The sequence below is a fragment of the Xylophilus sp. PBN-3R genome, from assembly GCF_057747805.1.
The window spans coordinates 441,106-455,712 of the sequence record NZ_CM173225.1 but is presented as its reverse complement, the minus strand read 5'-3'; the positions used below and the strand labels follow the sequence as shown (position 1 = coordinate 455,712).

10 protein-coding genes are annotated in these 14,607 nt (G+C 65.1%); 6 read left to right on the top strand and 4 right to left on the bottom strand.

Translation table 11 applies throughout. From position 1 onward, the window contains the following. Positions 1 to 19: 19 nt before the first annotated feature. Positions 20 to 1,378 carry an MFS transporter gene (locus AC3ANW_RS02175; protein WP_488343571.1) on the bottom strand — a complete coding sequence of 453 codons (1,359 nt, stop codon included), beginning with the start codon at positions 1,376 to 1,378 and terminating at the stop codon, positions 20 to 22. Positions 1,379 to 1,509: 131 nt separating this feature from the next. Here AC3ANW_RS02175 and AC3ANW_RS02170 point away from each other — a divergent pair, with 131 nt between their 5' ends. Then, positions 1,510 to 2,382 (top strand): LysR family transcriptional regulator, encoded by an 873-nt coding sequence (locus AC3ANW_RS02170; RefSeq protein WP_488343570.1) that lies wholly within the window; start codon positions 1,510 to 1,512, stop codon positions 2,380 to 2,382. Positions 2,383 to 3,049: 667 nt separating this feature from the next. Here AC3ANW_RS02170 and AC3ANW_RS02165 read toward each other — a convergent pair. The 3 genes from AC3ANW_RS02165 to AC3ANW_RS02155 form a co-directional block, all read right to left on the bottom strand. Further along, positions 3,050 to 5,443 carry a TonB-dependent siderophore receptor gene (locus AC3ANW_RS02165; RefSeq protein ID WP_488343569.1) on the bottom strand — a complete coding sequence of 798 codons (2,394 nt, stop codon included), beginning with the start codon at positions 5,441 to 5,443 and terminating at the stop codon, positions 3,050 to 3,052. 85 nt (positions 5,444 to 5,528) lie between these two features. Next, positions 5,529 to 6,866 (bottom strand): sigma-70 family RNA polymerase sigma factor, encoded by a 1,338-nt coding sequence (locus tag AC3ANW_RS02160; protein ID WP_488343568.1) that lies wholly within the window; start codon positions 6,864 to 6,866, stop codon positions 5,529 to 5,531. Between the two features lie 294 nt (positions 6,867 to 7,160). Next, entirely contained in the window at positions 7,161 to 8,072 is a 912-nt protein-coding gene (locus AC3ANW_RS02155) for a LysR family transcriptional regulator (protein ID WP_488343567.1), read from the bottom strand. Between the two features lie 140 nt (positions 8,073 to 8,212). On the opposite strand from AC3ANW_RS02155, the gene AC3ANW_RS02150 reads away from it, so the two are divergent. From AC3ANW_RS02150 to AC3ANW_RS02130, 5 genes are all read left to right on the top strand, one after another. Further along, positions 8,213 to 9,757, top strand: a complete 1,545-nt coding sequence (locus AC3ANW_RS02150; RefSeq protein ID WP_488343566.1) for an MFS transporter — start codon at positions 8,213 to 8,215, stop codon at positions 9,755 to 9,757. A gap of 8 nt (positions 9,758 to 9,765) precedes the next feature. Further along, the gene (locus AC3ANW_RS02145) at positions 9,766 to 10,830 is read left to right on the top strand and encodes an HlyD family secretion protein (RefSeq protein ID WP_488343565.1); all 1,065 of its coding nucleotides are present in this window, start codon (positions 9,766 to 9,768) and stop codon (positions 10,828 to 10,830) included. A 17-nt stretch (positions 10,831 to 10,847) separates the two neighbouring features. Next, positions 10,848 to 12,272 carry an efflux transporter outer membrane subunit gene (locus tag AC3ANW_RS02140; protein ID WP_488343564.1) on the top strand — a complete coding sequence of 475 codons (1,425 nt, stop codon included), beginning with the start codon at positions 10,848 to 10,850 and terminating at the stop codon, positions 12,270 to 12,272. A gap of 33 nt (positions 12,273 to 12,305) precedes the next feature. Beyond that, complete coding sequence (locus AC3ANW_RS02135) at positions 12,306 to 12,764, top strand: hypothetical protein (RefSeq protein ID WP_488343563.1); 459 nt, start codon at positions 12,306 to 12,308, stop codon at positions 12,762 to 12,764. Between the two features lie 287 nt (positions 12,765 to 13,051). Next, positions 13,052 to 14,572, top strand: coding sequence for an FAD-dependent monooxygenase (locus AC3ANW_RS02130; protein ID WP_488343562.1), 1,521 nt, complete (start codon positions 13,052 to 13,054; stop codon positions 14,570 to 14,572). Positions 14,573 to 14,607 lie beyond the last annotated feature (35 nt).

Below are 14,607 nucleotides of genomic sequence, written 5' to 3'. Positions count from 1 at the left end.
CCTGCCTCAGGTCGTTGACCTAAATATCAGCGTTGACGGAAGGGCATGTGCTGCCATCAGCGCCTCTTAGATAGGTCCAGTTGAGCCATGCCGCAACGCACAGCAATAACGCCGCGATGCCAAGCGCCGCGTGCATTCCCGACATGAAGGCTGCCGGGCTGGTGTCCCGTATCAGATAGCCGCATGCCGCGACACCCACCATGCCGCCGACCTGCCGCGAAGAATTCAGAACACCCGATGCGATGCCCGTGCGGGATGCCGGCACCGACGACAAGGTCGCGTTGGTCATGGTCGGGACCGTGATGGCGATACCTGAAGCGGCCATCAGCATGGGTATGACCAACAAGCCGTAAGGGCCTTCGATGGTGCTGACCATCAGCAGCGCATACCCCGCCGCAGCCATGACCAGGCCGGTGACCATCAGCCTGCGAATTCCCGTCCGTGGCAGCAAGCGACCAGCAACCACGTTCACCAATACCAAGACCACGGTCATCGGCAGAAATGCCAGTCCGGTGCGCTGCGGCGAGAGGCCTTGCTGCAACTGGAAGAACAGGCTGAAAACGAAGATCAGCCCGTAGTAGGCGAAGTTCACCACCAGGCCTGTCACCGAAACGACCGTGAAGGTGGGGATGCGGAACAGGTCGAGAGGCAGCATCGGCGACTTGGCGCGGCCTTCGATACGAATGAAGCACCACGCAGAGGATCCCGACGACAGCAAACCGGCCACCACGAAGGCGTGATTCCAGCCCAGGCTCGCGGCCATGCTGATCGCACATGCAAATGAAGCCAGGGCGACGATGCAGGCGATTTGACCGGCCCAATCGAAGCTGCGCACCACGGTGGTTTGATGGGGTTCGGTGAACCGCAGTGTCAGCAGGACACCCGCGGCGCCCAGGGGCAGATTGACGAGAAATATGCTGCGCCACCCGAAATGCGCAATGAGCAGGCCGCCCACCACCGGGCCGGCCGCCAGCGCGACACCGCCTGCCGCACCCCACCATCCCACGGCCCGGCTGCGCAACCGGTTGTCCTTGAAAGCTAGTTGCAGCATGGCCAGGGAGTTGGGTACCAGCAACGCGGCGCCCAGCCCCTGCAACAAGCGTGCGGCGACGAGCATTCGAATGCTGGGCGCCAGTCCGCAGGCCGCGGACGCCAGCGTGAACACCACGAAACCCGCGATGAACACGCGACGTGCTCCCAAGCGGTCACCCAACGCGCCGGCGGTCAGCAACAACGCGGCGAAGACCAGTGCATAGGCATTGACCACCCACTGCAAGGCCGCAACATCCGCGCTCCATGCCCTTCGAAGATCGTCCAGGGCGACGTTGACGACGCTGACATCCAGCAGCACGACCACGAAGCCGAGCGCTGAAGCCACCAAGGTGCCGCGGGCTGAAAGCAGGACCCTACGCATGAAAACTTTCGCCGTGAAGAAGTCCTCATGCTAGGAAGCGAGCGACATGGCGTAAATTCTCCAGGAATACCAACATACCTGGCGAAAACGCACAGATGCCCGACTGGGAAAACCTTCGTTACCTGCTGGCGCTCGGGCGCGCCGGCACGCTGTCGGGCGCGGCCCGTGACCTGGGTGTCGACCACGCGACGGTCAGCCGCCGCCTCGGCGCACTCGAGACCGAATTGCAGGTGCCCCTGGTCGAGCGCCTCCCCCGCTCTTGCCGGTTGACGCCAGTCGGAACGGCGGTATTCGAGCAGGCCAAGGCAATGGAATCTGCTGCCTTCGGCGTGGAACGGCTGGCGCGTGCCGCCCAGCACCCTTTAGTCGGGGACGTGAAGCTCAGCGCACCGCCGGTGCTCGTTGCTCACCTGCTCGCCGGCAGGATGGCGGAGTTCCAGCGCTCTTCACCCGGCATCCGGCTTTCGTTGCTCGCCCAGGCGCAGCAGATTTCGCTCAGCCGACGAGACGCCGACCTGGCGTTGCGACTTGTGCGCCCTGAGGAGTCCGACTGCTTCATCAAGAAAGTGGGGCATATGCCATTTGCCTTGTATGCGAGTCGTAGTTACCAGGCGGCACGCCGGCCTGCCGAATGGACCTTCATTGCCTACGGTGCCGAACTGCACGCACTGCCACAGCAGCAATGGCTGATGCACGTTGCGGCGGGCCGGGCCGTGAGTTGCGCGCTCAGCGACATCACCGGCCATGTCGCGGCCGCGCGCAGCGGCGCGGGCGTCGCAGGTTTGCCGTGTTTCATCGGAGACGCAGAACCAGGCCTGGTTCGACTTGCTCCCGCCGCTGTACCATTTTCCCGCGATCTCTGGCTGCTGGTGCACCGCGATCTGCGTCGGACGGCACCCGTGCGCGGCGTGATGGATTTCATCTCGGACACCATTGCCGCGCAACCAGGCCTGAGGCTGGCCAGCTGAGCGTCACCGTCTCCACCTCCTGCCGGCAGTCGGGCAGCAAAGGCGGGAAAGTGTCATTCTCAAGGTGCGTGTATCGGGCGGCAGCCTCATCGGGAATCTTTGGCGCCATTCCTACCCTCCGTCGGGAGCTCAAGCTCCGGTCGACCCAAAATTGTGGGTCGCCGTCGCTGAGCTCAGCATTACTCGAGTGGCGTGCCGTGGCTGGGAGTCGATGGCCTTGCAACACAGGGCTGCATGGCCACCTGCGTGGCGGATGACGGCAAGTCAAATGTCGCGGCACAAGGAAATTCGGCGACGTGGGCGCACCGTAGGGCTGGGACCTGCTGCAACCTCACCGCGGTGTCCGCGTATATGTGACGTCACTACTATCAAGAAACTTCCAGCTCAGTGAGAGCGCTACCGCGCAGCGTCTTATACGGAGCAGCCAAGCTCTGCTTAATCAACCGGCGCGCTTGAGGCAGAAGCTGCTCTCCTCTCGGCCGCTGCAATCCAGCCCCACCACTTCCAGCGGCTTCAGGATGCCCACGGCCGCCTCGATGCGGCCGCGCGTCAGGGGGCACGCTCTGCCAGGTGGGCGCGGCAGGGCCAGCGCGCCGGCGCCCGACACCCGGCGGCGTGCGTCGCTTCCGGCCCGCATCAGATCAGCCTCCCGATCGTCATCTACCGCTCAGTAGTCGTAGCGCAAAGTGACCGCGAAACTGCGCGGTGCGCCCACGAAGACGCCGCCGTAGTTGTTGCTCGTCGGGATCGTCTGGTAGTAGTACCTGTCGAGGGCATTGCGCACATTGAGCTGCAGCCGGAGATGGCTGTCGAACTGGTAGCTGGTCTGCAGGTTGAGCAGCGAGTAGCCGCCCTGGCGGATGCTGTAGCCGGTGCCGTCGTAATACATGGCGCTCTGCGCCTGCACATTGCCGCCCACGCGCCATTTGCCACCGGGCAGGCGGTAGTCGGTGGAGAACTTGAAGACCTTGCGCGGCACATTCGTGTTGTAGTTCTTGCCGTCATTGGGGCCGGCGACGTACTCGGGGTTGCTGAGGGTCAGGCCCGCGGCGATGTTCCAGCCCGCGGCCGGCTGACCGGTGGCCTCAAGGTCGATGCCCCGGTTCTGCACCTTGGCGCCCTCGGTGTAGCAGCGCACGGCGCCCGTCAGACCGCAGGTGGAGGCCACGGCCAGCGCCACCGGCAGGTTGAGCTGGTCGGTCTGGAACAAAGCCACCGAGGTCTGCAGCCGGTCGTTGAAGAACTGGCTCTTCACGCCGGCTTCGTAGTTCTTCCCGGTCACCGGGTCGAGCAGGCCCGAGGGGCTGTAATACTGCTGGATGGAATAGATTTCGGTGTAGCTGGCGTAGAGCGCGTGTGCCCTGTTCACGTCGTACACCACGCCAGCATAGGGAATGAACTGGCGGCCCGAGTCATAGCTCGAGTTCGTGGAGGCGCCTTTGGACTTGTACTCCGACCAGCTCACGCGGCTACCCAGAATGACGCTGAGGCTGTCGGTCGCGCGCAAGCGGGTGGCGGCGACCACTCCTTTTTCCGTGCGCTCCAGCTCGAAGTGGTTGGGCGTCGCGTTCAGTGCCGGTACCTGGATGGATGAGAAGTCCAGGGTGTTGAAATTGACGCGCGCAGCCGTTCCGGCGGCGGTGTAGACGTCGTAATCGAAGTTGTCCTTGCGGCTGCTGGCGGCCAGCATCAGTTCGTGCTGACGGCCGAACAAGGTGAACGGGCCGCTCGCCCTGAGATTCAAAGCGAGTTGCCTGTCGGTGTATTCCGCGTCGACAAAGGTCAGGCTGTAGGTATCGCCCGAGACCCGTGCGGGATAGTTGGCGAGGAAGCTGGCCTCCGAGCGCACCGCGCTGAAGGCGGCAGTCAGGTTCCAGCCGTTCTCGAAACGATGTTGCACATCGCCAAAGAGGGTGTAGTTGTCGCGGTTCAGATGAGACGCCGGGCCTGCCAGGGAAGCGGAGCGGTCCAGGTCATAGAAGGAGCCGTCGGTGCGGGTGCTGAAGCCTCCCCAGTCATAACCCTGGTGCTTGTCTTTCTGCATGCTGAAGCCCAGGCTGGCGGTGGTGGACGCATCGATGTCCAGCTCCCCGATGGCATACAGCATCTTGTTGTCGGTGCTGGCACCGTTCTTGAAACTGTCGGCCTGGTTGTCGAGCAGCACCGCGCGCCCGCGCAGGGTGCCGGCAGCGTTCAGCGGGCCGGACACGTCGAGTTGAGCGCGGTAGTCGTTCCAGGAACCGGCACCGACCTCGGCGCTCATCTGGAACTCGCGGGTAGGCCGCTTGCGCACCATGTTGATGACGGCCGAGGGGTTGCCCGAGCCCTGCAGCAGTCCATTGGCCCCGCGCACCACTTCCACCCGGTCGTAGATGGCCATGTTGTTGAGCGACAGCGCGTCGTTGGAATAGCTCTCGGCGATGCTGGTCGGCATGCCGTCAATCTGCAGGTCGGTGACCTGGAAGCCGCGCGAATAGAAGGAGGAACGCTCGGTACCCAGCTTGCTGTAGCTCAGGCCCGGGGCGGCGGCGGCCACATCGTCCAACGACTGCATATTGCCGTCGCGCATCTGCTGTTGCGTCACCACGCTGACCGACTGCGGCGTCTCCCGCAGCGTGAGCGCCAAGCCGGTGGCCGTGACGCTGTTGCCTACGGGCGCATACGAGCCGGTGCCTTCGGATGTGGCATCCGCGATGGCCGAAACGGTCACCGGGGCGAGCGTTCCCGCCGCGGCGTTCGGACTCGGAGTCTTGTGGATGGTAAGCGTGCCGTTGTCCAGGCGGCCCTCCAGCCCACTGCCTTCCAGCAGCCGCTCCAGCGCCCGGCGCACATCGCGCGTACCGTCGAGTGCGGGTGCCTGCCGGCCCTGGGCAAGCGCAGGAGAAAACACCAACTGCAGGTTGGCCTGCTTGGCGAACTGGCTCAGCGCCGCGGCCAGGGGTTGGCTGCCTATGTGGAACTCGACTGTCTGCGCCAGGCTGGCCTGGATGGATATGCCCAGGACCAGGCAGGCCGCGGCTTGGGCCAGCGTGCGCTGGCATCGGGACTGTGCGGGTTTCATGGAATTCGTCCTCCTCATCAGGTTGTTTGGGCTTCAACCTGTTAGACGAACGGCCCGCAAAACTCCTGAAAAATAATTCCTTCGGCTATTCCGTACGCAGCACCACGCGGACCGCGCCGCCGGGCAGATGGATCAGCCGGACGGGCATGGCACGGGGCAGAGCCTCAAGCCAATGGCCCAACTGATGCACACGCACACGGCCCGTCAGCGGCAGACTCTCGGCGGCGGCGCTGGCCTGCAGGTCGGCACGGCCGTAGCGGCTCAGCCGCGACAGGGCTTCACCGAGTGTGGCGTTGTCGAACTCAAGCAACCCGGAACGCCAGGCAGCCGCGTCTCCACCAGTGCGAGCGGCTTCGCCAGAAGCCGAGATCCGCAGGCCTTCGCCAGCCGTCAACTCGCGCGCCGGGCCGAGCGGCTGCTCGACGCGGACGCGGCCGGATTCCACCTGCACCCACACGCTTTCGCCACCACCGACTGGCAGGCGTTCCACACCGAATCGTGTGCCCAGCACGGTGACCCGCACAGACCCGGCTTCCACGATGAAAGGCCGCTCCGGCTGCCTGACCACGGAGAAAAACGCCGCGCCTTGCAGCAGCGCGACCACCCGGCGGCCTGCGTAGTAGCGCACGTCGACCCGGCTGCCGGCGTCCAGCACCACGGTGCTTCCGTCCTCCAGCGTGTGCGTTTGCTGCTGCCCCCGATGAGTGCTGGCGGAAAGGCCCCATTGCACGTGGTCCTGGAGGTAGGCCCGCCATTGCCACCAGGCGAGGGGCCCGCTGACGCCCAGGGTTGCGAGGCCCAGCAGGGCGGCCAGGTCGCGCCGCCGCTTTCCCTGGGCAGTCGCGGCAGCGGAGGCTCCTCCACGCCAGCGCTGAAGTGCATCCTCCATGCAGGCCGACACCTGCATCAGGTCACGTTCGACGGTGTTTTCCGATACGCCCAGCCTGCCGGCAAGTGCGGTTAACCCTTCACCCCGAATGCGGTGGGCGACAAAGGCTTCCCGCGGTCGGGATGGCAAGCCATCCAGGACCGACTGCAGCACCGCAAGCGCCTGGCCGTACATGACTGACTCGGCAACGTCCGGCGCCTGTTGTGGTGCCAGCGCCGCTTGCAGCTGCTGCTCCCCTTGGTACTTGCGCAGGCTTGCGGAGCGGCGCAGCTGGTCCAGCGCGAGGTTGTCGGTGATCGTCGCCAAATAGGCGCGCGCATTCAGCAGTTCGACTTCTCCATGCGCTGCCACCGCTTCGGCGGCAGCGCCGCGCAGCCTGCGATCGTGCTCGGCCAAACGCATCCAGGCATCGTGAACCAGGTCCTTGGCATCCTCTCGGGAAGAAGTCCGCCGTTCTGCCACGCGCAACAGCTCGTCATATGCCGACGCGAAACCATCCAGCAATGCGCGCGTAAACGAGGATGACAGTTCCATCCCCTCGATTCTACCGATGAATGCAAACCATTCTCATTGATGACGCCTCGGATGGACGCCCGCCCCTGGCCGACTGCGGACCAGATCCCCAGGCCAGGAAGTCACTTCGCGGCAATTTCAGGGCCTCGTATTCCCTGGATACGTCAGCCCGAATGGCAACGACGTGGCCACCAGCCGCCTCTCATGGACCATCGTTAATTCCGCATCGGTCTTTTGAGCAGCTTGCCGACGATGATTGCAAGGCCGACAAAGGCATCGCGGCGCCGCCAAAGATGTCTGCACTATTGCCGATGCTCATCGCTCCCGTACGTCTGCGCATGTCCGCTTGATTTCCTGGCGCAACCACCGGTGCACCGCGTCGCCATCCATGCGGGGCTGCCAGGCTTGCACGATCACCACTGTCTTCAAGGGAATGGGCAGCACGAACGGGCGCACGGCCAGCCCCATGCGCGCGACGTTCGGCAGCATGTTGCGAGGCATCAGCGGCAGAACCAGGTCGGAGTCGAGCAAGGCGAATATGGCGGCATGAAAACCGGGCGTGATGAGCGAGACCTGGCGCTCGTATCCCTGCTCGGCCAAGGCTGCGTCGATGGGCCCGCTGGCGCGGCCGCGGCGGGACACGCTGATGTGGCTGAACGAGGCGAAACGTGCCACATCGATTTCCGCATCGAAGATCGGATGGTCCTTGCGTGCCAGGCCCACGAAGGCCGTGTCGAAAAGCGCCTGCGTCTTGACGTCGGCGCCGAAGCGATGGGGCGCCCCGATGTACAGGTCGACCGTGCCCTTGTTGAAGAAGTCCTCGTCGTCCGCCTCCGGCACGAAACGCAGGGTGCTGAGCGGTGCCTGGCGATGCAGGCTTTCACGCAGCAGGCCGCTGTAGGCGCCGACGAAGACGTCGTTGGCGCGCAGGCTGAAAGTGCGGCGCAGGGTCGACAGATCGTCTTGATGGCTGAAGGAAGCGAACAGTCCCTGGGCCTGCTCGACCAGCCTGACCACCTGATCCTGCAGCTCGAGCGCACGCGGCGTGGGCAGCAGGCCGCGGCCGGCACGCACCATCACCGGGTCGCCGACCATCTCGCGAATGCGCGCCAGGGTGCGGCTCATGGCCGGGACACTCATGTCCATGCGACGCGCAGCCTTCACCACGCTGCCTTCTTCCAGCAGTACATGCAGGGCGGCCAGCAGATTCATGTCGAGCGGTTTCATGCGGTCAGCATAACTTTCACAAAAGCCGATTCGGGGTTCGCGGATTCCATCTGACGCAATCGTGACGTAAGGCCCACGGCATTTATTTCGGTCTCGCCCATTTCCAGAATGGACGGATGTTCTTCAGGAAATCGCAGACGATGGCAAGCGTTCAAGGGCCGCCTACCGCACCGGGCAAGCCCCCCGTATTCGGGTTCAGGCTGGGTGTCGGCCTGGGCGGGGTCCTGCTGGCCGTGCTGGCCGCAGGCCTCAACGAAAACATCACCAAGGTAGCGCTCTCGGATATCCGGGGCGGCATGGGCATCGGCAGCGACGAAGGCAGCTGGCTGCTGGCCCTGTATGCGGCGGCCTCGGTCAGCGCGATGGCGTTCGCGCCCTGGTTCTCGGTGACGCTGTCGCTGCGGCGATTCACCCTGGGCGCGATTGCCACGTTCATGGTGCTGGGCCTGCCGGCCCCGCTGGCGACGAACTGGCACACGCTGCTGGCGCTGCGTGTTTTGCAGGGCCTGGCCGGTGGCGCACTGCCGCCGATGCTGATGACGGTGGCGCTGCGTTACTTGCCGCCGGGCATCAGGCTGTACGGCCTGGCGGCTTATGCATTGACTGCCACCTTCGGCCCAGCCATGGGCACGCCCCTGGCCGCTTTCTGGACCGACTACGGCGGCTGGCGGTGGGCGTTCTGGCAGGTGATGCCGCTCGGCGCGCTGGCCATGGCAGGCGTCGCCTGGGGCATTCCGCAAGACCCGATGCGGCTGGAGCGTTTTCGTCATTTCGACTGGCTCGGCATGGCCCTCGGGCTGGCGGCCATCTTCAGCCTGGTGATCGGGCTGACGCTCGGAGAGCGCCTCGACTGGTTCGAGTCCGGGCTGGTGGTGATGCTGCTGGGCGGCGGAGCGCTGCTGCTGGGCTTTTTCCTGCTGCACGAGTGGTCGCATCCGCTGCCCTTCTTCAAGCTGCAGCTGCTGGCCAACCGCAACCTGACGCACTCACTCATCACGCTGGGCGGAGTGCTCTTCGTGCTGCTCGCGGTGATCCGCATTCCCTCGGCCCATCTCGCCGTGGTGCAGGGCTACCGGCCGCTGCAGACCGCACCGCTGATGCTGCTGCTGGCGCTGCCCCAGCTCATCGCGCTGCCCGCAGCGGCCGCACTGTGCAACCTGCGCCGGGTGGACTGCCGCTGGGTACTGGCCACGGGCCTCGGCTTGCTGGCCTGTTCTTGCTGGCTTGCATCGGGGCTGACCTCGGCCTGGAGCCGCGAGAACTTCTACCTTTCGCAGGGCTTGCAGATCGTGGCGCAGCCCATGGCCGTCCTCCCGCTGCTGATGCTGGCCACCGGCGGCCTGGCTCCACAGGACGGTCCGTTCGCCTCGGCCTGGTTCAACACGGTGAAGGGCTTTGCCGCGGTACTGGCCGGCGGCGTGCTCGACGCCCTTGGCACCGTGCGGTCCCACTTCCACTCGACCATGCTGGTGGACCGCCTGGGCAACTCTCCCGCGCTGGCCGACCAGGCGGGCCTGGCCCGCCGTATCCACCAGCAGGTGGCGGTGCTGGTATCGGCCGATCTCTACCAGTGCATGGCTGCCGTCTCCATTGCGCTGATTTTCGTCATTCCGCTGGTGGCCACGCGCATTTATGCGCCGCGCGCGCCAGCGCCTGCGCCAGCGCCTGTTCCTTCGAAACCCTGAAACTCTCCATGCGTCAATCCTCTTCGCGGAACCCCGCATATCTCCTGGCCGGCATCCTTTTGGCCGGTGCGCTGGTCTACCTCGGCTGGCGATCCCTGCTGTCCAGCCCCGACCGCCAGGACACCAACGACGCCTACGTATCGGCCGACTACACCCTGGTCGCGCCCAAGGTCGCCGGCTTCATCAAGGACGTGCTGGTCGAGGACAACCAGGCGGTCGTCGCCGGTCAGTTGCTGGCCACCCTGGACGACCGCGATTTCCAGTCTTCACTGGACGCCGCGCAGGCCCGCCTGCTGGTCGCGCAGGCCCACCATGCGAACAGCGTGGCCAGCCGCGAGCGGCAGGCATCGCTCATCCAGCAGGCCCAGGCCGTGGTGCAGTCCGACGAGGCCGGGCTGTCTTTCGCCCAACACGAGCTGACCCGCTACGAGCGCCTGGCTGGCGAAGGCGCCGGCTCGGTGCAGAACGCGCAGCAGTCCCGCAGCCGGGTCGACCAGGCCGTGGCGCGGCTGGCCAACTCCAGGGCCGCCCTGGCGGCGGCACGCAAGCAGCTCGAACTACAGGCCGCCGAAATCGACGCCGCCACCGGCGGCCTGCGCCAGGCCGAAGCAAGCCTGGCGCAGGCGCGGCTGGACCTGTCCTATACCCGCCTGGTGGCACCGGTGGACGGCGTCGTCGGCGAACGCGCCTTGCGGGCCGGCGCCTATGTCACCCCCGGCACCCGGCTGCTGGCCGTGGTGCCTTTGAAGCAGGCCTACGTCGTCGGCAACTTTCAGGAAACCCAGCTGGCGCATGTCTCTGCCGGCCAGGTGGTGGATATCCAGGTCGATACCTTTGCGGGCGAGACCTTGCACGGGCGTGTGCAGAGCATCGCGCCGGCCACCGGCGTGACCTTCGCCGCGGTCAAGCCCGACAACGCCACCGGCAACTTCACCAAGGTGGTCCAGCGCATCCCCGTCAAGGTGACGCTCGACCCCGGCCAGCCGTTGGTGGAACGCTTGCGGGTCGGCATGTCGGCCGATGTGAGTATCCAGACCCGGTCGGACGACATCGTGGAGGCGCGTGTGCAATGAAAGACAGGACCGCTCTTTTGCCCCAGTGGCTTCTGGCGCTTTCCGTGCTGATCGGACTTGCCGGATGCGCCAGTGTCGGCACCGATTTCCGGCGTCCACCCACGCGCTTGCCGGCGCGCTGGCCGGAGGCCCAGGCGGCCGAATATGGGCACGCGCCCGTCGATGAACGCTGGTGGCTGGAATTCCATGACGATGAACTCTCCGCGCTGATGCAACGCGCCGCCGATGCCAACCTCGGCCTGGCCATCGCTGCCACGCACCTGCAACAGATCGGTGCGACCCGCCAGGCCACGAAGGCATCCCAGGGGCTGCAGATCACGGCCGAAGGCGGCGCCCAGCGGGGACGCAACAGTGCCAACGGCTTGCTGGATGCCTCGGGCCATTCGGGCCTTCACGCCTATAGCGTCTGGAATGCCGAGACGGCGGCTTCGTGGGAGCCCGACTTCTGGGGCCGCATCCGGCGTGAACTGGAAGTGGCCGATGCCCACGTGGACGTCGCACGCGAGGACTTCCACGCCGTGCAGCTGGCGGTACTGGCCGAGACGGCACTCGACTACCTGCAGCTGCGCGGTGTGCAAGCCACGTTGGCCGTCACCCGCCGCAACATCGAGCGCGCAGAGCAAAGCCTGCGCCTGTCGAAGCTGCGCTTCGAGGACGGCGTGGTGACCCGGCTCGACGTGGCCGAGGCCGCCTCGCAGCTGGCCTCGCTGCAGGCAGGATTGCCCTTGCTGGAACAGCATCAGGCCGAGCTCATCAACGCCTTGAGCCTGATGCTGTCGGAGGAACCCGGCAGCCTGAGGGCCCAGCTGCTGCCGCCTGCGCCCCTGCCGGCCATCCAGCCGCAGTTCGCGCTGGGTCTGCCTTCGGAGTTGGCCGAGCACCGCCCCGACATCCGCCGCGCCGAGGCCCGCCTGCATGCAGCCACCGCATCGGTCGGCGTCGCGCAGGGCGACTTCTATCCACGTATCCGGCTGTCCGCGGACCTGGGTTTTCAATCGCTGCAGCTGTCGGACCTGGGCTCGTGGAACTCGCGCCACTACGGCTTCGGTCCGCAGATCAGCCTGCCGCTTTTCGACGGCGGAAGGCTGCGCGCCATGCTCACGCTGCGCGAAGGCCAGCAGCGCGAAGCGGCATTGCAATACCAGCAGACCGTGCTGGCGGCATGGCATGAAATCGACGACGTGATCGGTCTTTACAAGGCCCGCGAAGAACGCCGCGAGCGGCTGAAGGAAGCCGTGCAGCAAGCCCGTACCGCCCTCGACATGGCGCAGCACCAATACAAGGAAGGTGCCATCGACTTCGTTCAGGTGCTCACCGTGCAGAAGAGCCTGCTGGAAAACGAGCAGCAGTGGGTCGACACCACCACCGGCGTGTCCCTGGCGCTGGTGCAACTCTACAAAGCTCTGGGGCGTGGATGGAACTCCGGTCATGCCGAGAGCTGAGACGCCGCGATCATTTCAAGAAGGAAAATCACCATGCCACTCGACACCAGCCTGTTTACCGTTCACGACATCTCCGAGTTTCCGTTCGTCGTCTTCAACGGAGAGGCCGCTCTAACGGGTTTCGCGGAGATTTGGGAAATGGAAATGGCCGCGCTCATCGCACACAACCAGCCCTTCGTCATCGTTTTCGACCAACTGCGTGCAGAAGAAGACCACGAGGACCGGCGCCGCCGCGGGATATGGCTCAAGCGCCACAAGCTGGAGCTGAGGGCTGTCTGCAAGACGATGATTAGCATCGAGCCCGACCCCGCCAGGCGCGCGGCCTTACAAGCGACTGCTGCCATCGCGGTCAAGGCTTTTGGCATTCCGCACGACGTTGCGGCCGACCGGGATGAGGCACTGGAGATCGCCCATCGGCTGACGCAGCGTCAATCAGGCACCACTCCTTCGGCGGTAGAGCCCGATTGCCCCGGGAGTTGCCATACTCCATGACAAAAGCTGGCTAAATACTTAGCGGGACCAACGGGTGCAGGCAATGAGGGGTTCCAGGGCAATGCCGCCCCAGTCGCAATCGTGCTCTTTTGCGCCGCTAGAATTCCCTTTGTCGAAAAAGGCAGGCCCGGTTTGGTAAGCCCGGGCCCTATCCCGCAAGGGAAGCTCTGTCCCCTACCTCTCCAGGGACCCCACGACGAATCCGGATGCCCTGGGCATCCGCCGTTCGTCCGTGTGGTTCTCAAGTCGATGAATTGCTCCGGCCGAACGATCACGTGGAGCCGTTCATGCGCGAAGTTTTCCTTTACGACGTCGTCATCGCAGGTGCTGGCCCGGTCGGCCTTTTTCTGGCCTGCGAGCTTCGTCTAGCAGGGCTGCTCGTACTCGTGCTGGAGCAAGCCGAAGACCCGTCAACGCCATTCAAACGCTTGCCTTTCGGAATGCGTGGGCTGTCTGTTCCGAGCGTCGAGGCGTTTTACCGACGCGGCCTGCTCGACGAGTTCACCACCCAGCCCGCGGCCGCACAGGCCGCCCACTGGACACAACAGGCGCGCAGCCCGGGAGGTCACTTCGCCGGAATCCAGTTCTTCAACGACAGGATTGATGAAGCCCAATGGCCGTATCGCCTGCCCAACCCGGCGGCAAAGGTCCAGGCTACGACGATGGAGCACATCGAGACCGTTCTGGCTGCTCGCGCAACAGCGATGGGCGTCTGCATACGGCGTGGTCTCGGAGTCACTGCGTTGGAGCAATCGGAGCACGACGTCACCATCCGCACAGCCACGGAAACGTTCCGGGGCCGCTGGCTTGTCGGATGCGACGGGGGGCGCAGCACGGTGCGCAAGCTGGGCGGCTTTGAGTTCGCCGGGACCGACCCCGAGTTCACCGGCTATTCAGTCGAGGTCGAAATGGCCGACCCCGGGCAACTCGCGCCTGGCCGGCACTACACGCCATCGGGCATGTACACCTATCAGGCACCGGGAACCATTGCGATGGTCGATTTCGACAAAGGCGCCTTCCATCGCAACGGACCCATCACGCTTGAACATGTTCAAGCGGTCCTGCAGCGTATTTCCGGCACCGATGTCTGCTTGACTGCACTTCACCTGGCGACGACCTGGACGGATCGCGCCTACCAGGCTACGTCTTATCGCAAAGGCCGATTGCTGCTGGCCGGCGACGCTGCTCACATCCATTCGCCGCTGGGCGGCCAGGGCTTGAACCTCGGTCTGGGTGATGCGATGAACCTCGGCTGGAAACTCGCGGCCGTCGTGCGTGGCGATATGACGGAAGCGCTGCTCGACACCTATGTCGAAGAACGGCACCCGGTGGGCGCCCAGGTGCTCGACTGGTCCCGGGCGCAGGTGGGCGTCATGCGGCCGAGCGCTAGTTCACGCGCGCTTGAAGCGATCCTTCGAGATCTCATCGACACACCGGACGGAGCTACCTATTTCGCGGCACGCGTCTGGGGCACATCCTTACGGTACGAGCTCGGCGGGAGCCACGCGCTTGTCGGGCGAAGCGTCCCGGATTTCACTTTCGAAGACGGTGCGACGGTCGGGCAAGAACTCAAGGGCGGCAAAGGCCTGCTGCTGGATTTCCGCGGTGACGCACAGCTGGGAGCTTTCGCCAGTCGCTGCAATAGCGCGGTCCGGTACTTGACCGCAGATGTGGCGGACAGGCTCGGACTTTGCGCGCTTCTGGTTCGTCCGGATGGAGTGGTTGCGTGGGCAAGCGATGGCAGCCCAAATCACGAAGAGCTCGCACGCGTTTACCGGAAATGGTTCGGTGGAGGTCGAACACCGTGAAGCAGTCAGGCATTGTCTCGAGGGCGGGAAGGCGC